Source organism: Herbiconiux sp. FW305-C-125, from assembly GCF_058783455.1.
This window is the reverse complement of record NZ_JBYSYO010000001.1, coordinates 1199292-1223364: the sequence shown is the minus strand read 5'-3', so window position 1 is coordinate 1223364 and position 24073 is coordinate 1199292. Positions and strand designations below refer to the sequence as shown.

Genomic DNA, 24073 nt, shown 5'->3' with positions numbered 1-24073 from the left:
ATCCATGAGAAAGTTCTTCGCTGCGTCCGCCGCCGTCCTTACCGTGTTCGGTTTGTTCCTGGGGGCGGTGCCGCCGGCGCAGGCAGACGCGACGGCGCGGTACACGGTCTCGGGCACGGTGGTGTCCCCGATGCCGCCCAACCCGTACTCGCCGACTCCACTGGGAGGATCGGCAACTCTCACCACCCTCGCCGGCCAGCTGGTCGGCGAGTTTCCGGCGAGCATCGGCTATGACGGGAACTTCGCCATCGGCGACGTGAAACCGGGCAGCTACCTCCTCAGTGTCTCGCTGTACATCCAGCTGACGTACCAGGACTATGAGGGGTTCTCGACCGACTGGTACTACGGCGACACTCCCTACCGTTCGCAGGCCACAGTGATCGAGGTGATCGATCACGACGTCACCGGCCTCGAGGTGGCTCCGCCGAAGGGCGGAGCCGTGTCGGGCCGACTCACGGACTCGTCAGGTGCCGCTGTGGCCGACACGATGGCCCAGGCCTTCCTGTACGACCCCTCGACCGGTTACCAGAATCGTGCGACTGTCTGGGCCGAGGTCGGCGCGGATGGCAACTACACCCTGCACGGGCTCGCCCCAGGCCGCTGGGTGGTGCAGTTCTATCACGATCCCGACCGCACGCCCTCGCCGTACGGGGTGTCCTACGCGGGCGGAAGCGATCTCTCCGGAGCACGGCAGATCGATATCGCCGATGGCGACACCGTCACCGGGGCAGATGGCACACTGCAGCCCTACCACGTCACGGTGGCGGCTGACCGAATCGCAGGAGACGACCGGTTCGCCGTCGCCGTGCACGCCTCGCAAGTCGGATTCGCCCCCGGCGTGCAGCAGGTCTATGTGGCAAACGGTTTGAACTGGCCGGATGCACTGAGTGCCGGGCCGGCGGCCGCCTACCACGACGCGCCCTTGCTGCTCGTGACCCCGACGTCGCTTCCCGATGCGGTCCGCGCAGAGATCGAGAGGCTCGACCCCGCCCAGATCGTGGTGGTCGGCGGCCCGAACTCGGTCGGGGCGGATGTCGAGCGGCAGTTGTCCGCGATCGCGCCGGTGGAACGGATCGGCGGGGCCGACCGCTATGAGGTGTCGCGCGCACTCAACCTCGAGGCGTTCGGGCCGACTATCGACAGCCGCTCTGTGCTCGCTGCGAGCGGTCGCAACTTCCCGGATGCGCTCTCCTCCGGTGCCGTGGCGGCAGCCGAGTTCTCCCCGGTGCTTCTGATCGACGGTCTCGCGCCTCAGCTCGACGCCGAGACGCGCATCTACCTCTTCAACTCCCAGATCTGGGGCGTCACCGTCGTGGGCGGGCCGGCGTCCATCACCGACTATTTGATGAACGAACTGAACGACTTCAGCCGGTACGACGGCCCCGCGTCGCGCGTCGGCGGCGCCGATCGCTTCGCCGTCAACCGAAACCTCAACTCGTACGACGGCTACTTCACGCCGCCGACAGTGAACAATACGGCGTACCTGGTAAGTGGCCTGACCTTCCCTGATGCGCTTTCGGCCACGACGCTGGCTGCGAAGGCGGACTCCCGTCTCTTCCTCGCGGCCCCGAACTGTGTTCCCCAGGCAACTCTCGACACCATGCGCGGGCTGCATGTGGAGCGGATCGTGCTCGTCGGGGGCCCCAACACCCTGGGTAGCGGGGTGCAGAATCTCACGCCCTGCTGAGCCGCGGACCGTCAGCGGCGGGCTGACGAATCACGCCTGAGTAGAACATCAGAGTCGGTCGCCGGGTTCGGCGCGGTCGCGCGCATCCGGTATCCTGGGTGCAGCAGGGGGAGTACTCCCACCCGCGGTCGGCTCGTCAGTACGGATGCTCAGTGGCATCTCGGGCCACCGGTCCCGCCTCGGCGGGGTGGAGGAGACCTTGGTTCGACAACCGAGCCCTCTGGAGTCACCGTGCAGGTCACGCCTCTCATCTGGATCATCACCATCGCGGTCACGATCGCGTTCTTCGTCTACGAGTTCTTCGCCCACGTGCGGAAGCCGCACGAGCCCACCATCGGCGAGTCGGCGCGGTGGTCGGCGTTCTACATCGGCCTCGCGCTGCTGTTCGGCGTGGGCATCGGCGTCGTCTCGGGCTGGACCTACGGCGGCGAGTACTTCGCCGGGTACCTCACCGAGAAGGCGCTGTCGATCGACAACCTCTTCGTCTTCCTGCTCGTGATGAGCGCGTTCGCGGTGCCGAAGGCCTACCAGCAGAAGGTGCTCATGATCGGCATCGTGATCGCTCTCATCCTCCGTGGCGGGTTCATCGCGGTGGGAGCGACGCTGATCGAGAACCTGTCCTGGATCTTCTACCTCTTCGGCGCCCTCCTGCTCTTCCTCGCCTGGCGGCAGGCGTTCGGCAACCACGAGAGCAACCCCGCCGACGGGCGGTTCATGCGATTCGTGCGGCGGGTGCTGCCCGTGTCCGACGAGTACGAGCGCGACCGGTTCACCGTGGTGAAGAACGGCTCCCGCTTCGCCACGCCGATGCTCCTGACCGTGATCGCGATCGGGTTCATCGACCTCATCTTCGCCGTCGACTCCATCCCGGCGATCTACGGACTCACGAGCGAGGCCTACATCGTGTTCACCGCGAACGCCTTCGCGTTGATGGGGCTGCGGCAGCTCTTCTTCCTCATCGGCGGGCTGCTCGAGCGGCTCGTGTACCTGGCACAGGGGCTCGCGGTCATCCTCGCGTTCATCGGAGTGAAGCTCGTCTTCCACGCGCTGCACGTCAACGAACTGCCGTTCATCAACGGCGGCGAGCCCGTGCTGTGGGTGCCGGAGATCCCGATCTGGTTCTCGCTGCTGTTCATCGCGGCCACGATCGCCGTGGCGACGGTGGCGAGCCTCGTGAAGTCCTCCCGCACCGCTGCGGCGGTCACCCCCTCCGAGGAGGCATCGCAGCACCCCAGGGGCTGAGGTGTGGCGTGGGCGTGGCTCAGCGGGCGCGACGGATGCGGATGGGGCCGCGCGCCGAGGCCAGGTCGACAACCTCGCCCTTCTGCGTGATCACCACCTCGCCCCGGTCGACGAGACGCTGCGCCGCCTGCCGTGCGGGTTCCATCAGCTCGCGCCACGAGTCCCCACCCACAGCGCGCGCCGCGTCGGACGGGCAGATCGTCGACGTGGGCGCGCGCCGGGCGACCAGCTCGCGGATGCTCTCCTCGAGCTGGCCCGCCGCCTCGTGCTGCGCCGAAGTGCTGTCGCCGGTGTCAGCCCGAGGGGTTCTCGACCGGGGTGCCATCGGGCGCGGTGCCTTCGTCGGGGTCGACCTCGTCGGGAGGTGTGGGCTCTGGTCGCGGATCGCTCGTCATGCGTCGGACCCTACGCCCGTCCGAGCCATTCGGCTCCGCGCTCGGTGAACGCCGTCAGGATCGCCGACACGTCGTCGAACACCGCGACCGCTCCCGCCGCCCGCAACTCCTCCGCGCCGATGCCGCCGGAGAGCACTCCGACCGACCGCACGCCGGCGCGCCCGGCCGCCTCCGCATCCCAGCGCGTGTCGCCGACCATCACGGCCTCCTCGGCCGGAACTCCTGCCCGTTCGAGCGCCGTGGCGATGATGTCGGGCTCGGGCTTCGCCGTCTCGACGTCGTCGGCGGTGGTGGCGGCGTGCAAGAACTCGTCGACGTCGAGGCGCTCCCTCAGCACCTCGTACTCCTCCGGCGGGGCGGATGTGGCCAGCACGACGCGGACGCCCGCTTCGCTCAGCCGCTGCACCAGCTCGCGTGCCCCGTCGAAGCGCCGCAGCTGCGGGTACAGCTCCTCGTAGTGCGCGGAGTGCCGCTCCGACGCCCGCTCGCCCAGCTCGTCGGCACGGTCGCCGAGCAAGGTCTCGAGGAGCTTCGACGAATCGAGCCCGATGGCCCGGTGCACCCGCCACGAGTCGACGGCTGCGCCGACGTCGGCGAACGCCCGCATCCAGGCGTTGACGTGCAGGTAGTTGGAGTCGATGAGGGTGCCGTCGATGTCGAACAGTACCGCGCGGACGGGGGTGGGGGAGGCCATACCCCACTGAACCACCGATGCCCGTTCGCCGCAGGGCCGGCGACCCGTATCGTGATGGCATGACCGTCGTCATCGCGTTCATCGCCAACATCCTCGTCGCCCTCGCGAAGTCGATCGTGGCCGCACTCACCGGCTCGGCGTCGATGCTCGCCGAGGCCGCGCATTCCTGGGCCGACGCGGGGAACGAGATCTTCCTGCTCATCGCCGACCGGCGGGCCGAGAAGAAACGCGATGCGGCGCATCCGCTCGGCTACGGCCGCGACGCGTACATCTTCTCGCTGTTCGCGGCGTTCGGCATCTTCACGGTGGGCGCCGTGGTGTCGGTGTACCACGGCATTCAGAGCCTGGCCGCGCCGGAGGCGGTGGAGAACTACACGCTCAACTACATCGTGCTCGCGGTGGCGTTCGTGCTCGAGGGCATCTCGCTGTCGCAGTCGGTGATGCAGGGTCGGCGCACCGCCCGCCGCTACCGTCGCGGTTTCTTCGACTACGTGGTGAACGGCTCGAACACGACACTGCGCTCGGTGTTCTTCGAAGACACGGCGGCGCTCATCGGTCTCGTGCTGGCCGCGACCGGCATCGGTCTGCACCAGCTGACCGGCGATCCGATGTGGGACGCCCTCGGGTCGATCGCGATCGGCCTGCTGCTCGGCGGGGTGGCGCTGCTCCTCATCAGTCGTAACCGACGGTATCTGCTCGGCGCTGGACCGACGGATGCGTACCGCTCCCAGGTCGGCCGGATGCTGCTCGCGCACCCCGAGATCAACCGGGTCACCGCGCTGTATCTCGAGTTCAGCGGGCCGGGCGTGCTGTTCCTCGTGGCGGCGGTCGACCTTGTGGGCGACGAGCCCGAGAACGGTGTCGCGGCGCAGCTCCGGCGGCTCGAGGGCGACCTCGAACGGGAGGAGCTCATCGGCACGGCGGTGCTGACGCTGTCGGTGAACGACGAGCCGTCGATCGTGTTCGACGACGCCGAGCCGGCCTGAGCGCCGGCGCGTGGCGGGTGTCGGAGGCCGGGCGTACGCTCCTCGGCATGAGCGACAGCACTGAGACCAGCCCCGACAATCCGAACGGTCCGGATGCCCGGGAGAGCTTCGAGCAGAACGAGCAGATCGTGCCCGAACCCGCCGCCGACGACGTCGAGATGCTCGGCGGATCGGGGCCGGATACGTCGTCGGCCAGCAAAGACCCGGAGGACTGGGTCACCGGCGACGAGCCGATGACCGGGCCGCAGAAGAGCTACCTCGACACCCTGCTGCGCGAGGCCGGCGAAGAGCTGCCCGCGAACCTGACGAAGGCAGAGGCGTCGGAGCACATCGACCGGCTGCAGAAGCTCACCGGCCGCGGGCAGTAGGTCAGTCGGAGGCGCCGCAGGCGTCGAGCTCGGCCAAGGCTTCGCGAGCGCGGGCCAGGCGGGCCGGCTCGGGCTCGGTCCACCAACGGAGGCCGCGCTCGCCGAGGCCGTGCTTGGCCAGGTCGACGCGGCGGCGGGCATCCGACACGCGCTCGTCGTCGCCGGCGCGCTTCGCGGCGCCGACGGCGGAGCGCGCCCGGCCCAAATGCGAGGTCAGTGCGGCGACGAGGTCGGGCGGCAGAGACGGGTCGGTGCGGCGCCAGCGCCGACCGTCGATGACGAGCCAGCGTTCGTCGTCGGTGCCCGCTTCGTCCGCCTCCTGCTCCACGGTTGCAGCCTACGTCGCGGCGCGGTCCCGATGTCGGCGGGCCGCGATACAGTCGCAGCACGCGAACCGGCTCGACCGCCGTGTTCGCCGACCTGATCCGCCGGCCCGCCGCCCTCGAGGAGAATCCATGCCCACCACCGCCGAGCTGCTCACCGCCAACCTGCACGAGGTCTTCGGCAACCGCGACCCCGAGTCGCGCAGCGCCGCGATCGATGCCACCTACGCCGACGACGTCGCGTTCACCGACCCCGAGGGCACCGTCACCGGCCGGGTCGCCCTCGCCGAGAAGGCGGCGGCACTTCTCGACGGCGCCCCCGCCGATTTCGTGTTCGCCGAGGAGGGGCTGGCGTACGTCGACGCCGACACCGGTGCCCTGGCGTGGACCTTCGGTCCTGCCGGCTCTCCCGTGGCCCGCGGAATCGACATCATCACGGTCGTCGACGGCCGCATCGCGACCCTCCGCACCATCCTCCACGAGTGACCCACCGCCCCGGGGGCGGCCGGCGCTGTGCGCTATGAGCGAAGTGGGGGCGTCGGTCGGCGGGGTGGAGGTGGAATGGAGGGGTGAACGAACGGGAACCGTTGGATGCCTACTCCGAGGTGGTCATGAGCGTCGCCGAGCGGGTGCTGCCCTCGGTGGCCAGCGTGAGCGTGCAGACCTCGCGGGGCGCCGGCGCGGGGAGCGCATCCGTCATCGGTGACGACGGGCTGTTGCTCACGAGCGCCCACGTCGTGGCCGGGGCGCGCGAAATGGAGGTCGCGTTCGCCGACGGACGTTCGTCGGATGCCCGGGTGATCGGCGCCGACCCCCTCTCCGATCTCGCGGTGCTGCGGGCGAGCGGCCCCACGCCGCCGCCGCTCGTGCTCGGTGACGCGGCTCGGCTGCGGGTCGGCCAACTCGTCGTCGCGCTCGGCAACCCCCTCGGGCTCGCCGGCAGCGTCACGGCCGGCATCGTCTCGGCCCTCGGCCGGTCCTTGCCGACCACGGCCGGCCGCGTGATCGACGAGGTCGTGCAGACGGATGCCGCCCTCAACCCCGGCAACAGCGGCGGCGTGCTGGCCGACGGAACCGGTGCGGTGGTCGGCGTCAACACCGCCGTCGCGGGCGTCGGCCTGGGTCTTGCGGTGCCGATCAATTCGACCACGCGCGAGATCATCGACGCGCTCACGACGTTCGGCCGTGTGCGGCGGGCCTGGCTCGGCATCGCCGGCGTGCAGATCCAGCTGCCGCCCGAGGTGCAGGCGAAAGTCGGCTCGGCGCGCGGGATGCAGGTCGCGACCGTCGTGGCCGACAGTCCGGCCGCGCTCGCCGGCATCCGTCGGGGCGACATCGTGCTCTCGCTCGACGGCACGACCATCGTCAGCGCGACGGCGGTGCAGCGGCTCATGGTCGAGAACGCGATCGACCGGATGATCGAGATGACGGTGTGGCGGAACGGCGCGCTCGTCGACGTCATCCTCCAGCCGACGGAGCTGCTGCTGCGCTGACCGCGACCGATGTCCTAAGTGCAACTTATGGGTTGCACTACTCGGCGCCCTGTGCAACTGTTGAGTTGCATAACCGACCGAAAGGAACAAGGATCATGAGCATGACCAGCAACCCGGCATCCGTCGTCGACGACGAGGCGTTCACCGTGACGCGGAGCATCCGGATCGCGGCCCCCGTCGAGAAGGTGTGGGCGGCCGTGACCGAGCCCGAGCACATCTCCCGCTGGTTCGGGCGCGCGGAGTTCGCGGGCGCGGGCGTCGGCGCGGGCGCCACCGCGACGCCCGGCGTCACCGGCACCATCACGTGGCCCGGCCGCGATGCCGTGCCGCTGCGCATCGAAGCCGTCGCCGCGCCGCGCCTCATCTCGTACCGCTGGTGCAACCCCTGCCTCGGCGAGCCTGTGCCGAGCGAGATCGACGAGGCTCATTCCACGGTCTTCACGTTCACGCTCGAGCCCGTCGACGGCGGCACCCGCCTCACCGTCGTGGAGACCGGATTCGAGACCACCCCCGACCCCAAGGCCGATCTCGAGAGTCACCGCGGCGGCTGGGACGGCGAGCTCGACAAGCTCGTCGCTCTCCTCGAGACCGGCGCTACCGAGGCCGGCGCGACCGAGACCGGCGCGACTGAGACCCCCGAGACCGGCGTCGGCCCGGTCGGGGCGCGGGTGCACGCGTGACCCGCTCGTGACCGACACACTCGTGCCCGTGTTCGCCGCGCTCGGTGATGAGACGCGCTGGAGCATCCTCGCAGCGCTCGGCGAGGGCGACGCATCGGCGTCGGCCCTCGCCGGGCGGCTGCCCGTGACTCGTCAGGCCATCGCCAAGCACCTCGCCGTGCTCCAGGAGGTCGGGCTGGTCGAACCCGTGCGGGTGGGCCGCGAGGTGCGCTTCCGGGTGGTGGGCGCCACGCTCGACGCCACAGCGCGCCGCCTCGAGGCACTCGGCGCCGAGTGGGACGCCCGCCTCGCCGCCATCAGGCAGATCGCCGAGTCCCTCTGAGGGTCTGCGCCGCTGCCGGGCGGATGCGCACGGCCGCCCCGTGCATCCGTCACGCCGCCGGCTTCGCCGCCTGCAGTGTGTACGAGAGCGGAGCCACGCCGGCCAGAGCGCCGAGCGCGTGCTCGCCGTCGGGGCGCTGCACCATCTGGCCGGGCAGCGCCTCCCACGGCACGCTGTCGTGCTCGACGAGCATCGTGAGCGTGAGCCCCTCGGCCAGCAGCGCGGTCACGATCTCGCCGAGACCGTGGTTCCACTCGTACGTCGTGGTGGCCGTCAGCGGGCGGTCGGTCGCGACGTAGCTGCTCTCGCCGTTCCACTCGAGCGGTTCGGCCTGCTCGAAGTAGGAGTAGCGCAGGTGCAGATCGTCGGTCAGCGTCTCGTCCATCGACCACAGGATGGGGTGGATCTCGCGGAGGAACAGACGCCCGCCCGGCTTCAGCAGCGCGGCGACGACCCGCGCCCAGTCGGCGATCCGGGGCAGCCAGCAGAGTGCACCGATGCCGGTGTAGACGAGGTCGAAGGATGCGGGCTCGAGCACGCCGAGCGCACCGTCGACGTCGGATTCGACGAAGTCGACGGCCGCCTCGTCGCCGCTGTCGCGCACGAGGGTGCGCGCCTCGGCGATCGCGACGGAGGAGAAGTCGAGGCCGGTGACGCGAGCCCCGAGGCGCGCGAGCGACAGCGTGTCGGTGCCGATGTGGCACTGCAGGTGCACGGCGCGGAGCCCCACGATGTCGCCGAGCCGCTCGCGGTCGAACCGCACGACGTCGGAGAGCAGCGACCGGTCGTCGATGTAACGCTGCACCTCGTATCCGCGGCCGGATGCGCGGGCGGCGTGCAGCGAGGCGCGGTCATCCCAGTTGGCTCGGTTGGTGTCGAGGTACTCGTTCACGGTGGCTCCCGTTCGTGCGACGCGCCCGCGGGGGCGGCCGGCCGGTGGCCAGCCGACCAGGCTACCAGCGGCGACGGATGAGGAGGATCGCGTCGTCGAGCGTCGCCTGCTGGCCGTCGGGCCCGGTCGCCTCGCGGGCGCGGTTCTCGGCGATGAGCGTCTCCCACTCGCCCGAGGGCAGGTGCAGGGCTGCGAGCACTTCGTGGGGCGTCGGCAGGTGGTCGTGCCCGTGGGAGTGCGCGGTGGCGGTGGCCTGAGGCTCGGCGTCGCGCGCGTGGTGGGTCGCGGCTGGGTTTCCGTGCCCTCCTGCGGCGTGCATGTGGTCCTCGGCAGGCGCGGCGCCGTGCGCGACTGCGTCCGCACCCGCATCCGGCTCCGCGTGGCGCGACCAGGGTGGGAAGCCCGCGTGGCCGACCACGAGCAGGTACCCGCCCGGCGCGACCGCTGCAGCGGCCCGGCGCAGCACCTCTTCGCGGGGGAAGGCGACCGGGGAGTGCAGGAAGCAGGCGGAGACGAGGTCGAACCCCGCCGGCGGTTCCCACTCGGCGAGGTCGGCCTGCACCCACGTCGGGTCGACTCCGCGATCGGCAGCGTGCGCCGCGGCCCGGGCCAACGCGGTGGCCGAGATGTCGACGCCCGTGACCTGCCAGCCGCGCTCGGCCAGCCAGATGGAGTCGCCGCCCTCGCCGCTGCCGAGGTCGAGCGCGCTCCCGGGCTGCACCTCGAGCCCGGAGATGACATCGACCAACGCACGGTTGGCGTTGCCGCTCCAGATCTGATCGCTCTCGCTGTAGCGGCCCTCCCAGAAGGTCGTCGCATCCAACTCGGTCTCGTCACTCATTCCACCAGCATGCGCACAGCGAGCCGTGGGGCGAAATCGCGTGCCGATTCGGCAAGCGAGACCGCGACCGCGACCGCTCAGGCGCGCAGTGGCGCGATGCGCTCGATGATCGCCGACAGCCGTACCTGCAGTTCCATGAGCTCGTCGATGTCGACCCCGAGTGCCGCCACCACCTGCGGCGGCACCTGCTCCGCCTGTGCCCGCAGGTCGCGACCCGCCGCGGTGAGCCGCACGGCGAGCTGCCGCTCATCCTCCGCCGACCGCTCCCGCGTCACGAACCCGCCCGCCTCGAGCCGCTTCACGAGTGGCGAGAGTGTCGCGGGCTCCAGCCGCAGCAGTTCGGCGAGCGCCGACAGGGAGCGCGGCTCGCTCTCCCAGAGGGCCAGCATCACGAGGTACTGCGGATGCGTGAGCCCCATCGGTTCGAGAATCGGCTTGTACGCCCCGATCACCGATCGCGACGCGACCGCCAGCGCGAAGCACAGCTGCCGGTCGAGTGCGAGCAGGTCGGTCTCGGTCGACTCGATCGTCCCAGAAGTCATAAATAGATAGTACACTAATGGTTATGGCACGAAGGAAAGCGGCGCGCAAAGCCAACCCCATGAATCCGTGGGACGGCAAGCCCGGGCTGTTCAACACCATCAACCGCCTCGTCTACAGCTACGCCGGCCCCGCCCAGGTGGGCATCGGCCGCGACGAGGCACCATACGTCCCGCCGGCCGATCCGCGCTGCCCGCTCTGCGGCGAGCTCATGGCGCGCCACGACATCGACCGCTCGGGCGAACGCACCCAGTTGCACTGCCCGACCGCGGCGTGAGCTGCGCCGCGCCTCGCATGGCCGGTAACTCTGCATTTGAGAGGGAGTGGTGCCCTATACGGCGTCGCTTGCTCTCACATGCAGAGTTACCGGCCATCCTTCGCCAGGAAGTGCACCACGCCACCTCGCGGGGGATCACAATGGGTGCATGAGCGCCGACCTCGACGAACTCCGCCGCCTGCGCCGCGCCCGCGACCTCATGGATCGCGAGTACGCCCGCCCCCTCGATGTGCCCGCGCTGGCGCGCTTCGCGCTCATGTCCACAGCCCACTTCAGCCGCCGCTTCCGTGAGGCCTACGGCGAGACGCCCTACTCCCACCTCATGACGCGGCGCATCGAGCGAGCGCAGGCGCTCCTGCGCCGCGGCGACATCAGCGTCAGCGACGCCTGCTTCGCCGTGGGCTGCACCAGCCTCGGCTCGTTCAGCTCCCGGTTCACCGAACTCGTCGGCGAGACGCCGAGCGCCTACCGCGCGCGCGATCACAGCGACACCATCGCCATTCCGAGTTGCAGCGCGATGGTGCTCGGCCGAGCGCGCCGCATCCCGCCGTCGCACAGCACGGGCGAATCGAGCAGGAACGAAGAAGCGTCCGTGACGCCCAGTCGCTAGCGTCGAGCCATGACCATTTCACTCAGCCACGTGCACATCCTCGTCGACGACCCGGATGCGGCCATCGCCTTCTACCGCGACACCCTCGGCCTCGAGGTGCGCAACGAGGTCGCGAACGACGGCTTCCGCTGGATCACCCTCTCCACCCCGTCGCAGCCCGAGATCGAGATCGTGCTCTCCCAGCCGCACGCCGGCGTCTCGAAGGAAGACGGGGATGCCCGCGCCGAGCTCCTGGCGAAGGGCGAGCTGCCCGGAGTGCTCTTCCGCACCGACGACCTCGACGCCACCTTCGAGCGGGTGCGGGCCCAGGGCAACGCCGACATCCTGCAGGAGCCGACGGATCAGTTCTGGGGCGTGCGCGACGCGGCGTTCCGTGACCCGGCCGGAAACATGGTGCGCATCAGCCAGGCCTGACTCCGCCGGCGCCTCGTAGGCGCCCGCCCACGTCGGACGCCTCGTCCCTTCGGCTGAAAGCTGCGCCTCCGGCTGTCACCCGGCACGCCCGAGCGCTTAGCGTGAGGGCATGAGACGTCTTCCGAAGCACCTGCGCCTCGCGCTCGAACCCGCCGTCGCGGTGGCGTTCCTCGCGCTGTGGATCGTCGCCGAGGCCGGGCGCGAACATCCGGCGGGCTTCTGGGTGTGGTTGGCGCTCGCCGCCGCCGCGATCGCCCTGGCCCGCCTGCTGCCCGCCGTGGCGCTCGCGCTGGTGGTGGTCGTGCCCGTCGCGCAGCTGCTCGGTGTGCTGAGCCCGCCCGAGGCCACCACCTGGCCGCTCTACGGGTCGGCCGCGATCGTCGCCTTCTTCGTCGGGCTGGGCGCCGGCGGCCGGATGCGCTGGGTCGCGCCGGTCGCGGTCGTCACGCAGTCCCTGCTGGTCGGCGCGACCATGGTGTACCGCGGCGACTGGCAGAGCTGGCTCGGCGTCGCCCCCGTCGTGTCGGGTTCGACGGTGTACCTGCCGAACTCCGCCGACACCGCGCTGCCGCTGGTGCTGATCGGCGCCGTGGCCGGGCTCTCGGGGTGGACCGCCGGGTTCGCGCTGCAGGTCAGTGCGCGCCGGCGGGCCGACCAGGCGCTGATCGCTCAGGCCGAGGTCGACCTCGCGGTGGCTGACGCCGAGCTGGCGGGAGTCAAGGAGCGCAGTGCGATCGCGCAGGAGGTGCACGACGTGCTCGCGCACTCCCTCGCCGTGGTGATCGCGATGGCCGACGGATCGCGCTTTCTCCGCGCTGCCGGGTCGACGACGGCGGAGGCACGCACCGATGTGGCGCTGAGCGAGATCGCCGACACCGCCCGCACGGCCCTCACCGACCTGCGCGGGCTGCTCGAGGCGCTGCACGACGACGCCGGGGAGCGCCCGCAGCCTTCGCTCGCCGAACTGCCGGCGCTGGTGGAGCGGATGTCGTCGGCCGGGATGCGCGTGGCGCTCGAGCAGGTGGGTGAAGCCCGGGCGCTCACGCCGTCGCAGGAGCTCAGCGTGTATCGCATCGTGCAGGAGAGCCTGACGAACGCGCTGAAGCACGGTGGGAAGCATCCGGTGGCCGCGGTGTCGTTCGCGTGGGAGGGTGAGGGCCTCGCGCTGACGGTGGTGAGCGACGGGGGCGCGTCGCCGGCTGCCGGTGGGGGCGCGGGCACGACGGCCGGGCCTGGCGGCACGGGTGCGAGGCGGGCGTTCGGCATCGAGGGGATGAAGCAGCGCGCGCGCCTCGCGGGCGGTTGGCTCACCGCAGAGCCCGACGCCGACGGCTTCATCGTGACCGCATTCGTTCCCGTGCGGGCGGAGGTGCTCGCGTGAGCGCGGCGGCGGGCGCGGCACCGGGCGCGGCGGCCATCCGCGTGGCGGTCGTCGACGACCAGGAGCTGTTCGGCTACGGCATGCGCATGCTGATCGAGTCGCAGCCCGACCTCGCCTTCGCCGGAGCGTCGACCGACGGGGCGCAGGCCGTGGCGCTCGTGGCCGAGACCCGGCCCGATGTGGTGCTGATGGACATCCGGATGCCCGTGCTCAACGGTCTCGACGCCACCCGTCGCATCGTCGGCGCCGGCGACTCCGCGGCGCCGAGGGTGATCGTGCTGACGACGTTCCAGCAGGAGGAGGCGGTGTTCCAGGCGATGAAGCACGGCGCGAGCGCGTTCGTGACGAAGGATGCGACGCCCGAACTGCTGCTCGACACGATCCGCTCGGTGCACGCCGGGGATGCGCTGCCGGCGGGACTCGCGGCCTTGGTGAAGCGACAGGCCGGAGCTCCAGACGGCGCAGCCTCGGCCTCCCCGACCGACGCGATCGCCTCGCTCACCCCGCGCGAGCGCGAGATCTTCCTGCTCGCGGCGAAGGGCCTCCGCAACAGCGAGATCGCGGCCGCGGCGTTCGTGAGCGAGTCGACCGTGAAGACGCACATCGGGAGCATCCTCACCAAGCTCGGCCTCGAGACGAGGGCGCAGATCGTGGTGCACGCCTACGAGAACCGGCTCCTCACCGCCTGAGCCTGTCGAGCCTCCTCGCCGCCTGACCGGAGTGATTGGATGGTGGCATGAGCGACCTCATCCCCGCCGACTACGCCGATCTGCTCGAACAGCCGAACTACGGTCACCTGGGCACGGTGCGCCCCGATGACACCGTGCAGGTGAACCCGATGTGGTTCCTGCGCGACGGTGACACCCTCCGATTCACCCACACCACGAAGCGGGCCAAGTACCGCAACCTGCAGCACAACCCCTCGATGAGCCTGTCGGTGATCGACCCCGACAACCCGTTCCGCTACCTCGAGGTGCGGGGGCGCCTGATTGCGGTCGAGCCCGATCCCGCGGGCGCCTTCTACGTCGTCCTCGGCAAGCGCTACGGCAACCCGGGCCAGACCCCGCCGCCCGACTCCGCCGACCGCGTCGTCCTCGTCATGAGCATCGAGTCCACCACTTCGCAGTAGCGCCCCGCGCCCGGGCGCGTGCGGGGAGGTCAGTAGCCTTCGGGCTTCGTGGCGACGCCGTCGAGCCAGAGGTGGTCCTTGGCGTCGGAGTGGGTGGTGCCGGTGCCCACGTGCTTGTCGCCGATGCGGTCGCCCTTCGTGATGACGTGCACCATCGCCATGCCGTGGCCGCGCCCGAGACCGTAGTCGTCGGCCAGCCACTGCAGGATGGGTGCCGCCTTGGTGTCCGCACCGAAGCCGCGCTCGTGCGCGAGTTCGACCAGTTGCCGCGGCGTGAGGCCGGTCTTCTTCTCGACGGCGTCGAGGTAGGCCTGGAATGACATCGTTGCTCCTTCTGATGCGGCACACTCACCGACGCAACCCACTGTATTGCGCGCTGTTCCTTCGGACTATTCACAAATTTGTGAATCAAGCGTAAAGTCCCGCGCATGAACACCGTGATCGAGGTCGACGCCCTCGAAAAGCAGTACGGCCGAGTGCGCGCCCTGAGAGGCCTCGACCTCACCGTCACCGAGGGGGAGGTGCACGGCTTCCTCGGCCCGAACGGGGCGGGCAAGTCGACCACCATCCGCATCCTGCTCGGTCTGGCACGGGCCACCGGCGGCCGAGCGACGGTCTTCGGCCGCGACCCGTGGGCGGATGCCGCGACCCTCCACCGCCGAATCGGCTACGTGCCGGGCGACGTGAACCTCTGGCCGAACATCTCCGGCGGCGAGGCGATCGATCTCATCAGCCGGCTCCGCGGCGGCACGCTCGACCGAGCGGCCTACGCCGCCCGCAGACAGCGTCTCGTCGAGGCGTTCCAGTTCGACCCCACGAAGAAGGGGCGCGCCTACTCGAAGGGCAACCGGCAGAAGGTCGCCCTCATCGCGGCCTTCGCCACGCGCGCCGACCTCCTCATCCTCGACGAGCCCACCAGCGGGCTCGACCCGCTGATGGAGTCGGTCTTCGCCGAAGAGATCCACCGCGCGGCCGGCGACGGCACCACCGTGCTGCTGTCGAGCCACATCCTCTCCGAGGTGGAGCAGCTCTGCGACCGCGTCACGATCATCCGCTCGGGCGTCACCGCCGAGACCGGCACCCTCGCCGAACTGCGCCATCTCACCCGCACCGAGGTCTCCTTCGCGGCCGAGGGAGTGACGGATGCCCAACTCGCGTCCATCCCGGATGCGCACGACCTCCAGGCCCGCGACGCCCGCGTGCACTTCACGGTCGACAGTGACCGCCTCGCCCCCGTGCTGACCGCACTCGGTGGCCTGGACGTGCACGGTGTGACGATCGCGCCACCCTCGCTCGAAGAACTGTTCCTGCGTCACTACGGCGTCGCCGCCGACGCAGCCCGTTCATGAGCGCGCTCGTCGCGCTGCTCGGGCAGCGCATCCGTCGTGACCGCCTCCAGCTGATCTTCTGGATCGGCGGTACCGCCCTGCTGGCGCTCTTCACGGCCACGGCGGTCGCCACCACGTACGGCGACGCCGCGGAGCGGAACCAGATCCTCGCGCTCGCCATTCAGAGTCCCGCCATCCTCATCCTCCGCGGGCTTCCGCAGGGTGGTGGTCTCGACGCGTTCGTGTTCTTCGAGATCTTCACCTACCTCGCCCTGCTCGCGGGCCTCATGAGCACCTTCCTCGCCGTGCGGCACAGTCGCGCCGAGGAGGAATCGGGGCGTGCCGACCTCATCGGCTCCACCCCGGTCGGCCGCGTGCTGCCGACGGTGGCGACGCTCGCGCACGGCGTCGGCGCGAACCTCCTGCTCGGGCTCGGGGTGGTCGCCGGATTCGTGGCCGGCGGCATGGCCGTCGACGGGTCGTTCGTCGCGGGAGTGGCCACGACGGCGACCGGTGTCGCCTTCCTCGCGGTCGGGCTGCTCGTGGCCCAGTTCCTCCGCACCTCGCGCGGCGCCAACGGGGTCTCGGTCGCACTGGTCGGAATCGCCTTCCTGCTACGCGGTATCGGCGACGCGCTCGGCACGCAGACCGGCCCGCTCGCGATGGCGAGTGCGTGGCCGAGCTGGCTCTCGCCGATCGGCTGGGCCCAGCACACGGCGGCGTACAGCGGCAACTCGCTCGCGCCGTTGCTGCTGAGTGCCGCGCTCGCGGTGGCCTGCCTGATCGGGGTCTTCGGGCTGCAGAGCGTGCGCGACAGCGGGGCGAGCCTGCTGCCGGAGCGGCGGGGGCGGGCATCCGCTCGGCCCCTGTTCGCCGGCGCGTTCGGGCTGGCCTGGCGGCTGCAGTGGGGCACGGTCGTGGCGTGGGCCGTGGGCGGCGCCGCGTTCGGCCTGCTCGCCGGTTCGCTCTCGTCGCTCGTGCAGCAGGCGGCGGCGAGCGATCCGTCGATCGAGCACTCCCTCGAAGCCGTCGTGGGTGGCGCCGGGTCGGTGACGCAGACGCTGGTGGCCGCCATGTTCGACTTCGTCGGGGTGCTGGCGGCCGCCTGCGCGACCCAGGCGGTGATCCGGATGCGCCAGGAGGAGTCGCTCGGCACGGCCGAACTGTTGCTCGCCACGCCGGTGTCGCGGGTGCGCTGGCTGGTCGACTACCTCGTGGTCGGCGCTCTCGCCATCGTGATCGTGCTGGCCGTGGCGGCCGGCGCCGGAGTACTCGGCCTCGCGGCCTCCGGCGATTCGTCGGTCGGCGCGGGCGACGTGATCGCGACCGCGCTGGCCCAGGTGCCGGCGGCGCTGGTCTATCTCGGCGTGGTGGCTCTGCTGTTCGTGCTGGTGCCGAAGGCGACCATCGGGGCCGGCTGGGCGTTCGTGGCAGCGGGCGTCGTGGTGGGAGAGTTCGGCGGCCTGATCGGCCTGCCGGAGTGGTTGCGCGACGTCTCGCCGTTCACGCACACGCCGGTCGTCACGGGTGCGGCCACCGATTGGAGCGGGGGTCTGTGGCTGGCGGCCGTGGCGGTGGTGGCGATCGCCGCATCCGTCGCGCTCATGCGGCGCCGCGAAGTGGGCACGGCCTGAGCGGGAGTGCGAGGCTGAAGGGATGGCGAGAGACGAAGCGGCAGTGCGGGCGGCGGTCGAGAAGACGGCCGCGGTGCTCTCGGCGGCAGGGTTCCCCAAGATGGCGGCGCGGGTGCTGATGACCCTGCTCGTGGCCGACCGGGGCGGGCTCACCGCCGCCGAACTCGGCGAGACGATGGGGGTGAGTGCCGCTGCCGTCTCGGGCGCGGTGCGCTACCTGCAGAACCTCGGCGTCGCGCACCGGGTCGCGCAGCCCGGCAGCCGTCGTGACCGGTACGAACTGGTCGACGATGCGTGGTACACGACGTCGCTGAAGAACAGTCCGCTCTACGCGACGCTCGCGGGTCTCGCCGAGTCGCTGCTGGACGCCTTGGGCGCGACCGAGTCGGCGGCAGCGGCGCGGGCGCGCGACATGGCCGACTTCTACCGCTTTCTCGAGGTGCGCATGCCGGCGCTGCTCGAAGAGTGGGAGTCAGAACGCCGCCCCTGACCTGTCCGCCGCGCCCGGGGGCGCGATCGTGGGGCGGATGCGCGCCCGCGTTAAGCAGAGGATGCGACGTCACCCACGTGACGTCGCATCCATCCCCCCGCCCCAGTCAGACGAGAAGCCGCAACCGGTCCCGAATCCGGTTGCAACTTGAGACTCCAATATTGCACACCCAACCGCACTTCGACAAGTGCCGAATTCGGGTCATAGCCCGGCCAACGCGCCCAGGCGCTTCTTGAGCTTCGGTTCCGGCTCGGCCCGATGAGCCGCGAGCACGGCCATGTGAGCCTCGCTCGGCCAGGCCTCGCGCGGCCACGACTCCAGGGTGCGTACGGTCAGCGACCGAACACGCACCACCTGATTCACCAGCCCGAGCCGAAGAGCATCCCAGCCGAGGCCCGGGAAGCGCCCGAGATCGGCAACGAGCCCCTCGAAACAGTGGTTGGCGTCGAAGCCTTCACCGAAGCCGAGGTGCAGCGTCGGTCCGGTCGGCAGTGTGGTGGGGTCGAGGAGCCGGTCGGCCAGTACGAGGAGCTCGCTCATGAAGTCGCGGTCGGCGCCGTCGCGGAGCACCTGCCAGAGGTAGGCGTCGTGCGGGTCCTCCGGCAGGCGCCGAAGTGCGGCCTGCCGCGGGTCGAGGCCGACCGCGGAGGCGTTCGCCAGCGCCTCCTGGAAGGTCCAGCGGTCAGCCGACTCCAGGCCCGCCTCGACGGTCGGGCGCCACTCGGGCCGCGCCAGCACGCGCTCGGCGAGGTGGGTGAGGTGATGGCGGTCGTCGGGCGTGAGGTGCGGGTTGCGCTCGGCCGGGCCGCGCAGGTAGGAGTCGATCGCACGCACCGCGCTCAGGCGGCCCAGGGTGGCGGCCGCGGTCAGGAGCTCGGTCAGGTAGAGCTCGAGCGCCACGCCGCCGGCCGGCCAGTTGCGCAGGCTCTGGCCCTGGATGCCGTCGGTCAGCGCGGCGAGCAGCACGCCGGCGTGGTCGAGCAGCTCGTCGTCGACGTCGCCCTGCAGCGCTTCGACGAGGCCGCCCGTGGTGACGGCGATGAGCGCCAGCTCCGCCACGGCGACGCCGCTGTCGTAGCCGCCGCGCAGCAGCCAGCGCGCGACATCCGGTCGTCGGCTGTGCTTCAGGCGGTACACGCAGTGGATGCGCCCCCAGCCGTGCACCTGCTTCGCCAGCTCGAACATGGCGGCCTCGGCCTCGGCGGCGGGCAGGAGGTTCTGCAGGGCGACGACGGCGTAGAGCGTGAGTGCGTCGAGGAGGCCGAGGTGCGCCACGAACTCCGCGTCGCCCGGTGTCCCGGCGACACCGAGGAGCGCCAGCCCGCCCTTCACCTGCCACTCCCGTACGCCGAAGCGGCAGAGCCAGCGACCCAGCTCGGCGAGGCGCAGGCGGTTGACCGGTACGTCGAGGCGGATGGCCTCGAGCATCCGATCGACGTCCTGCGGACTCTGCAGCCCGAGCAGTCGTTCAGCCACGGTGTGCACCGCGATGGTGCCGAGCGGGGTTCGGCAGGCCTCGAGCACCGCGGCGGCGGCGAGGAGCGGCGCGTCGCCGGAACTCGGCGCCCCGCGGAGACTCAGCACGCCATCGAGCGCGGACTGCCACCACGACGCGGAACCGGGGTCGGTGTCGACCGCGTCGGGCAGCGGGAAGCCGCCCTGCGGAAGCGGGCCGCGCCCGTCAGGGGGCAGAAGTCGCTCGAGATGCGAGAGGTAGGTCGTGCCCTCGAGCGGATCGACGCCGTCGGGTGACCAGAGCGCGGGGCGGGGCGTCGCCCGCCGGTCGCGTCTCATCGGATGGGCGAGAAGCCGCCCTTGCTGTCGTGATTCGTCATGATCGTCGTCCTTCGCGGCGGACGTGGGCCATCGTCAGGCGCGGGCCGATCGCCCAGCGCGGAGGATGACACTAGCGTCTGCGCCGCCCGCCGGCAAGACGTGCCCCGCCCGCCCCCCGCACGAAGACGCATGCCGCTCGGGGAATGGCGGCGGGGTTAGGGTCGGCACGGAGTGGGCGACCCAGACGCCCCGCCGGAGGAGAGGCGACCGATGACCGTGCCGACACCGACCCTGCGAGGCAGCCGACTGCTCGGGCTCGGGCACTACCAGCCCGAACGCGTCATGACCAACGAGGAGCTGAGCCGACTCGTCGAGACGAACGACGAGTGGATCGTGAGCCGCACCGGCATCCGCACCCGCCACATCGCCGGCGAGAACGACACCGTCGCCTCGATGGCGATGGAGGCCGGCCGGATGGCACTGACCGACGCGGGGGTGGCGGCGACCGACGTCGATCTCGTGGTCGTCGCATCCGTCACCGGCACCGACCGCAGCCCGAGCGCCGCGGGCCGCGTCGCCGTCGGTCTCGGGATGGCGGGGCCCGGCATCTTCGATCTCAGCGCTGCCTGCTCGGGGTTCGAGTACGCGCTCGGGGTGGCCGACATGGCGATCCGCGCCGGGTCGGCGAGCACCGCGCTCGTCATCGGCTCCGAGAAGCTCAGTGCGTTCACCGACTACACCGATCGCTCCACCTGCGTGCTCACCGCCGACGGTGCGGGCGCGTTCGTGCTCGGCGCGACCGATCAGCCGACGGTCGGCCCCACCGTCTGGGGCTCGGTGCCGCACCTGCTCGACGGTGTGCGCATCGAGGGCGCCCCGGGCGAACCGCGGTACTTCGCGCAGGAAGGCCGATCGGTCTTCCGCTGGGCGATCACCGAGGCGGCCGGTCACGCCGAACGCGCGGTGGCTGCAGCGGGCCTGCGGCTCGACGAGATCGACGTGCTCGTCACCCACCAGGCCAACCTGCGCATCATCGAGCCGCTGGCCGAGGCGCTGAAGCTCACCGGCAAGATCGTGGTGACCGACATCGTCGAGTCGGGCAACACCTCGGCCGCGAGCGTGCCGTTGGGGCTCTCGAAGGCGTGGCACCGCGGTGAGATACCGGCGGATGCGCAGACGCTGCTGTTCGGGTTCGGCGGCGGCTTCGCGTACGCCGGCCTGGTGCTGCGCACCCCGTCCCGCGCCTGAGCGCGGGCGACGTCGTCGGCCGGCACCTCGCACGCACTGCAAAACGTTTTGTAACCCGCTAGAGTGCTGCCATGACCTCGGATCGACAGCGTTCGCCGACGATCAAAGACGTCGCCCGGGTGGCGGGGGTGAGCATGACCACGGTCTCGCACGCCCTCTCCGCGAAGCGCCCGGTGAACGCCGAGACGGCCGAGCGCATCCAGGCCGCCATCGACGCCCTCGGCTACGTGCCGCACTCCGCCGCCCGAACGTTGCAGGCCGGCAAGACCTTCATGCTCGGACTCGTGCTGCCGGATGTCTCCGACCCCTTCTTCGGGCGCCTCGCGGTGGCCGTGGAACGGGCGGCCGACGAGAACGACTACGGCGTCGTGCTGAGCAGCTCGAACGGCGCGCCGGAGCGGGATGCCCGCTACTTCAACCTCCTCCGCTCCCGCTCGATCGACGGCCTGATCTACGTCGCCGGCGCCCTGCGCCGCGACAACCAGCTGGCCGAACTCGCCCGGGCGTTCCCGATCGTGCTGGCCGACGAGTGGGTCGAGGGGCTCGACGGCATCCCGCTCGTCGCATCCGACAACCGGGCCGGCGGCCGGCTCGCGGCGCAGCACCTGCAGCAGCTCGGGCACACCGACGTCGCGGTGCTGGCCGGCCCGCGCGGGTTGCGGTCGGCCGAGGAGCGGATGGCCGGATTCCAGGAGGTCTTTCCCGCGGCCGAGGTGATCGAAGGCGACTTCAGCGAAGCCACCGCGTTCGCCCGCGCCCAGGAACGGGTGGCGCGCTCCGAAGCAGAACGTCACACGCTGCCCACCGCCGTCTTCGCCTCGAACGACCTCGCGGCGTTCGGTGTCATCGAGGCGTTCGCCGCCGCCGGCCTCGTGGTGCCCTGTGACGTGTCGGTCGTGGGCTTCGACGACGTCGACCTCGCCCGCCGCTTCACCCCCGGCCTCACCACCGTTCGGCAAGCCGTCGACCAGATCGGCCGGCAGGCCACGCTGACCCTGCTCGAACTCGTGGCCGGCGATGCGCCGTCGCTCGTGCCGCCGTGCCCCGTCGAACTCGTCGTGCGCGCGAGCACGGCACCGCCCCGACCCCGCCCCCGAAAGGAACGCCTGTGACTCGAGTTCTGCTGCTCGGCGAATCCTGGTTCGTGCATTCCATCCACCAGAAGGGCTTCGACTCGTTCACCACGTCGGAGTTCACGCTCGGCGGAGTGGAGTTCGTCGCCGCGCTCCGAGCGGCCGGCCATGAGGTCACCCACGTGCCGTGCCACGAGATCACGACCCGGGTGCCCGGCACCGCCGACGAGCTGCGGGCGCTCGCCGACGTGGTCGTGGTCTCGGATGTCGGCGCCAACACCTTCCAGCTCCCGCCGGCCACCTTCACCCGCTCCGAGTCACAACCCGACCGCACGGATGCCCTCCGCGGCTTCGTCGAGCAGGGCGGGGGTCTCCTCATGGTGGGCGGGTACCTGACCTTCTCCGGCATCGACGCCAAGGCCCGCTGGGGCCACAGTCCGCTCGCCGAGGCGTTGCCGGTGCGGATGCTCGACCGCGACGATCGGGTGGAACTCCCGGCGGGGGCTCGGCCGGTGACCGCGGCCGAGCATCCGATCACCGACGGGCTCGAGGCGGAATGGCCGGCGCTGCTCGGGTTGAACGAGGTGTCGGTGCGCGGGTCGGGCACGGAGCTCGCGAGCTGCGCGGGGCATCCGCTGCTCGTGGTCGGCGAGTACGGCGCCGGACGATCGGGCGCGTTCACCTCTGACATCGCGCCGCACTGGGCGCCGCCCGGCTTCGTGGCGTGGGACGGCTACGGCCCCCTGTTCGACCGGACGGTGCGCTGGCTGGCCGGGGAGGTGCTCGCATGAACGAGGTCACGGGCGCGCCCGGCTCGGTCACCGTCGCCGGGGCCGTCGATCGTGTCGACACGGTCGTCACGCATGCCACGGTGCTCACCCACACCACCCGGCCGGAACCCGGTTACCCCGGGCTGCCGCGGGCGGACACGGCGGCACGCGGAACGGCGACCTTCCTCGCCGATCACGCCATCGGCATCCGTGACGGGGTGATCGTCTGGGTCGTGCCGGCCGGCCAGGTCGAGCCCGCTGTGCTCGCCCAGGCGGCCGTGATCGATGCGCGTGGGCAGGTCGCGATCCCGGGCCTGATGAACTCGCACACGCACTCGCCGATGACGATGTTCCGGGGCTCGGCTGAAGACGTGCCGACCGACGAGTGGTTCAACAAGCACATCTGGCCGATGGAGGTGAATCTCACCGACCGTGACGTGATGCTCGGCGCCCAGCTCGCGGTGGGCGAGATGCTGCTCGCGGGCGTGACCAACTTCGCCGACCACTACTTCGCCACCGACACGATCGCCGAAGTGGTCGCTGCCGGCGGCGGCCGCGGGCTGCTCGCCTCGACCTTCTTCTCGTCAGAGGGACAGGCCGGCGTCGAGCGCTCGGCAGCCTTCGCCGAGCGCTGGAACGGCGCGGCCGACGGACGCATCACCACCGCGATGGGGCCGCACGCGACCTACACGGTGAACGACGACGACCTCGCCAGCACCGCCGAGCACGCCGGCCGCCTCGGGGTGCGCACCCACATCCACGCCGCCGAGAGCCTCGGGCAGACCGAGTCGAGCCTCGCCAAGCGCGGCGTGACGCCCGTACAGGTGCTGCACGACACCGGCATCCTCGAGACGGGGGCGATCATCGCGCACGGCGCCGCGATCGTGGAGAGCGACCTCGAATGGCTCGTGCCGTACGCCGACCGGGTGGCGGTGGCGTCGTGCCCCAAGGTCTACCTGAAGCACGCGCACACCACCACGCCGGTGCGGATGCTGCACGACGCGGGCATCACGGTGGGCGTCGGCACCGACGGGCCGGCCTCCCACAACACCCTCGACGTGCTCGAGAGCATGCGGATGCTCTCGCTCACCCAGAAGGGCGCCCTGCTCGACGCGACCTGGCTCACCTCGGCGCACGCCCTCGACCTCGCCACCCGGCAGAGCGCGGCCACGTTCGGGCTGCAGGACTCGCTCGGCTCGCTGCTGCCGGGTTACCGCGCCGACATCGTGCTGATCGACATGCAGAAGCCCCATCTGCAGCCCATGCACGACCTCGCCGCGGCGCTCGTGCTGAGCGTTCGGGCGAGCGACGTGACGACGGTGCTGGTCGACGGACGCGTGCTCGTCGAGGACGGCCGGCTGCTCACGATCGACACGGCTGCGGCGGCCGAGGAGCTGGCCTGGCGCATCCCGGAGTTGACGGATCGGTCGCGCGGCTCGATCCAGGAGTACGCGCCTTAGCCGGTCGGGGGATGCCGTGG

At 71.0% G+C, this 24073-nt stretch carries 29 protein-coding genes; 21 read left to right on the top strand and 8 right to left on the bottom strand.

Features of this window, described 5'->3' with window-relative positions:
• Positions 1-4: 4 nt before the first annotated feature.
• Together AC3WLB_RS06320 and AC3WLB_RS06315 are read left to right on the top strand one after the other, a co-directional pair.
• Positions 5-1687: a cell wall-binding repeat-containing protein gene (locus AC3WLB_RS06320; RefSeq protein WP_492504263.1), complete on the top strand. Its 1683-nt coding sequence runs from the start codon at positions 5-7 to the stop codon at positions 1685-1687.
• A 231-nt stretch (positions 1688-1918) separates the two neighbouring features.
• Positions 1919-2929: a TerC/Alx family metal homeostasis membrane protein gene (locus AC3WLB_RS06315; protein ID WP_022898116.1), complete on the top strand. Its 1011-nt coding sequence runs from the start codon at positions 1919-1921 to the stop codon at positions 2927-2929.
• Positions 2930-2948: 19 nt separating this feature from the next.
• On the opposite strand, the gene AC3WLB_RS06310 is transcribed toward AC3WLB_RS06315, so the two are convergent.
• Positions 2949-3254, bottom strand: a complete 306-nt coding sequence (locus tag AC3WLB_RS06310) for a DUF3253 domain-containing protein (RefSeq protein ID WP_492504260.1) — start codon at positions 3252-3254, stop codon at positions 2949-2951.
• A gap of 80 nt (positions 3255-3334) precedes the next feature.
• Positions 3335-4018 carry an HAD family hydrolase gene (locus AC3WLB_RS06305; protein WP_492504258.1) on the bottom strand — a complete coding sequence of 228 codons (684 nt, stop codon included), beginning with the start codon at positions 4016-4018 and terminating at the stop codon, positions 3335-3337.
• A gap of 59 nt (positions 4019-4077) precedes the next feature.
• Between AC3WLB_RS06305 and AC3WLB_RS06300 the strand changes: the two genes are divergently transcribed.
• Positions 4078-5004, top strand: coding sequence for a cation diffusion facilitator family transporter (locus AC3WLB_RS06300; protein ID WP_492504256.1), 927 nt, complete (start codon positions 4078-4080; stop codon positions 5002-5004).
• Between the two features lie 158 nt (positions 5005-5162).
• The gene (locus AC3WLB_RS06295; RefSeq protein WP_492504679.1) at positions 5163-5372 is read left to right on the top strand and encodes a DUF3072 domain-containing protein; all 210 of its coding nucleotides are present in this window, start codon (positions 5163-5165) and stop codon (positions 5370-5372) included.
• 1 nt (position 5373) lies between these two features.
• Here AC3WLB_RS06295 and AC3WLB_RS06290 read toward each other — a convergent pair whose 3' ends face one another.
• A complete protein-coding gene (locus tag AC3WLB_RS06290; protein WP_492504254.1) occupies positions 5374-5700 on the bottom strand; it encodes a biopolymer transporter Tol in 327 nt (108 codons plus the stop codon).
• Between the two features lie 127 nt (positions 5701-5827).
• On the opposite strand from AC3WLB_RS06290, the gene AC3WLB_RS06285 reads away from it, so the two are divergent.
• From AC3WLB_RS06285 to AC3WLB_RS06270, 4 genes are all read left to right on the top strand, one after another.
• Complete coding sequence (locus tag AC3WLB_RS06285; RefSeq protein ID WP_492504252.1) at positions 5828-6181, top strand: nuclear transport factor 2 family protein; 354 nt, start codon at positions 5828-5830, stop codon at positions 6179-6181.
• 125 nt (positions 6182-6306) lie between these two features.
• Complete coding sequence (locus tag AC3WLB_RS06280; RefSeq protein ID WP_492504677.1) at positions 6307-7188, top strand: S1C family serine protease; 882 nt, start codon at positions 6307-6309, stop codon at positions 7186-7188.
• A 101-nt stretch (positions 7189-7289) separates the two neighbouring features.
• Entirely contained in the window at positions 7290-7868 is a 579-nt protein-coding gene (locus tag AC3WLB_RS06275; protein ID WP_492504250.1) for an SRPBCC domain-containing protein, read from the top strand.
• Between the two features lie 7 nt (positions 7869-7875).
• The gene (locus AC3WLB_RS06270) at positions 7876-8190 is read left to right on the top strand and encodes a metalloregulator ArsR/SmtB family transcription factor (RefSeq protein WP_022898107.1); all 315 of its coding nucleotides are present in this window, start codon (positions 7876-7878) and stop codon (positions 8188-8190) included.
• Positions 8191-8239: 49 nt separating this feature from the next.
• Here AC3WLB_RS06270 and AC3WLB_RS06265 read toward each other — a convergent pair whose 3' ends face one another.
• From AC3WLB_RS06265 to AC3WLB_RS06255, 3 genes are all read right to left on the bottom strand, one after another.
• On the bottom strand, positions 8240-9082 hold the full coding sequence (locus tag AC3WLB_RS06265) for a class I SAM-dependent methyltransferase (RefSeq protein ID WP_492504247.1): 843 nt from the start codon (positions 9080-9082) through the stop codon (positions 8240-8242).
• Between the two features lie 61 nt (positions 9083-9143).
• The gene (locus AC3WLB_RS06260) at positions 9144-9923 is read right to left on the bottom strand and encodes a class I SAM-dependent methyltransferase (RefSeq protein ID WP_492504245.1); all 780 of its coding nucleotides are present in this window, start codon (positions 9921-9923) and stop codon (positions 9144-9146) included.
• Positions 9924-10000: 77 nt separating this feature from the next.
• The gene (locus tag AC3WLB_RS06255) at positions 10001-10465 is read right to left on the bottom strand and encodes a MarR family winged helix-turn-helix transcriptional regulator (RefSeq protein ID WP_492504243.1); all 465 of its coding nucleotides are present in this window, start codon (positions 10463-10465) and stop codon (positions 10001-10003) included.
• A gap of 23 nt (positions 10466-10488) precedes the next feature.
• On the opposite strand from AC3WLB_RS06255, the gene AC3WLB_RS06250 reads away from it, so the two are divergent.
• The 6 genes from AC3WLB_RS06250 to AC3WLB_RS06225 all read left to right on the top strand — a co-directional run bounded on the left by AC3WLB_RS06250 (position 10489) and on the right by AC3WLB_RS06225 (position 14274).
• Positions 10489-10740 (top strand): hypothetical protein, encoded by a 252-nt coding sequence (locus tag AC3WLB_RS06250; RefSeq protein ID WP_051048077.1) that lies wholly within the window; start codon positions 10489-10491, stop codon positions 10738-10740.
• A 148-nt stretch (positions 10741-10888) separates the two neighbouring features.
• A complete protein-coding gene (locus AC3WLB_RS06245) occupies positions 10889-11350 on the top strand; it encodes a helix-turn-helix transcriptional regulator (protein ID WP_492504241.1) in 462 nt (153 codons plus the stop codon).
• Between the two features lie 9 nt (positions 11351-11359).
• On the top strand, positions 11360-11764 hold the full coding sequence (locus AC3WLB_RS06240; protein ID WP_022898101.1) for a VOC family protein: 405 nt from the start codon (positions 11360-11362) through the stop codon (positions 11762-11764).
• A 109-nt stretch (positions 11765-11873) separates the two neighbouring features.
• Positions 11874-13145, top strand: coding sequence for a sensor histidine kinase (locus AC3WLB_RS06235; RefSeq protein ID WP_492504238.1), 1272 nt, complete (start codon positions 11874-11876; stop codon positions 13143-13145).
• Entirely contained in the window at positions 13142-13834 is a 693-nt protein-coding gene (locus tag AC3WLB_RS06230) for a response regulator (RefSeq protein ID WP_492504236.1), read from the top strand. The genes AC3WLB_RS06235 and AC3WLB_RS06230 overlap by 4 nt, the downstream gene beginning before the upstream one ends.
• A gap of 47 nt (positions 13835-13881) precedes the next feature.
• A complete protein-coding gene (locus AC3WLB_RS06225) occupies positions 13882-14274 on the top strand; it encodes a PPOX class F420-dependent oxidoreductase (protein WP_492504234.1) in 393 nt (130 codons plus the stop codon).
• Positions 14275-14303: 29 nt separating this feature from the next.
• On the opposite strand, the gene AC3WLB_RS06220 is transcribed toward AC3WLB_RS06225, so the two are convergent.
• Positions 14304-14597 (bottom strand): DUF4287 domain-containing protein, encoded by a 294-nt coding sequence (locus AC3WLB_RS06220; protein ID WP_492504232.1) that lies wholly within the window; start codon positions 14595-14597, stop codon positions 14304-14306.
• A gap of 105 nt (positions 14598-14702) precedes the next feature.
• On the opposite strand from AC3WLB_RS06220, the gene AC3WLB_RS06215 reads away from it, so the two are divergent.
• The 3 genes from AC3WLB_RS06215 to AC3WLB_RS06205 are packed head-to-tail and all read left to right on the top strand — an operon-like array spanning position 14703 to position 17726.
• The gene (locus tag AC3WLB_RS06215) at positions 14703-15623 is read left to right on the top strand and encodes an ABC transporter ATP-binding protein (protein ID WP_492504230.1); all 921 of its coding nucleotides are present in this window, start codon (positions 14703-14705) and stop codon (positions 15621-15623) included.
• Entirely contained in the window at positions 15620-17236 is a 1617-nt protein-coding gene (locus AC3WLB_RS06210; protein ID WP_492504228.1) for an ABC transporter permease, read from the top strand. Before AC3WLB_RS06215 ends, AC3WLB_RS06210 begins: the two co-directional genes overlap by 4 nt.
• 22 nt (positions 17237-17258) lie before the next feature.
• Complete coding sequence (locus AC3WLB_RS06205; RefSeq protein ID WP_492504226.1) at positions 17259-17726, top strand: GbsR/MarR family transcriptional regulator; 468 nt, start codon at positions 17259-17261, stop codon at positions 17724-17726.
• A 201-nt stretch (positions 17727-17927) separates the two neighbouring features.
• On the opposite strand, the gene AC3WLB_RS06200 is transcribed toward AC3WLB_RS06205, so the two are convergent.
• The gene (locus AC3WLB_RS06200; RefSeq protein ID WP_492504224.1) at positions 17928-19520 is read right to left on the bottom strand and encodes a hypothetical protein; all 1593 of its coding nucleotides are present in this window, start codon (positions 19518-19520) and stop codon (positions 17928-17930) included.
• A 252-nt stretch (positions 19521-19772) separates the two neighbouring features.
• On the opposite strand from AC3WLB_RS06200, the gene AC3WLB_RS06195 reads away from it, so the two are divergent.
• The 4 genes from AC3WLB_RS06195 (at position 19773) to AC3WLB_RS06180 (ending at position 24053) form a co-directional block, all read left to right on the top strand.
• A complete protein-coding gene (locus AC3WLB_RS06195; RefSeq protein WP_492504222.1) occupies positions 19773-20750 on the top strand; it encodes a beta-ketoacyl-ACP synthase III in 978 nt (325 codons plus the stop codon).
• 71 nt (positions 20751-20821) lie between these two features.
• On the top strand, positions 20822-21862 hold the full coding sequence (locus AC3WLB_RS06190) for a LacI family DNA-binding transcriptional regulator (RefSeq protein WP_492504220.1): 1041 nt from the start codon (positions 20822-20824) through the stop codon (positions 21860-21862).
• The gene (locus AC3WLB_RS06185; protein ID WP_492504218.1) at positions 21859-22614 is read left to right on the top strand and encodes a glutamine amidotransferase; all 756 of its coding nucleotides are present in this window, start codon (positions 21859-21861) and stop codon (positions 22612-22614) included. Before AC3WLB_RS06190 ends, AC3WLB_RS06185 begins: the two co-directional genes overlap by 4 nt.
• Entirely contained in the window at positions 22611-24053 is a 1443-nt protein-coding gene (locus tag AC3WLB_RS06180; RefSeq protein WP_492504216.1) for an amidohydrolase, read from the top strand. Before AC3WLB_RS06185 ends, AC3WLB_RS06180 begins: the two co-directional genes overlap by 4 nt.
• Positions 24054-24073: the final 20 nt, after the last annotated feature.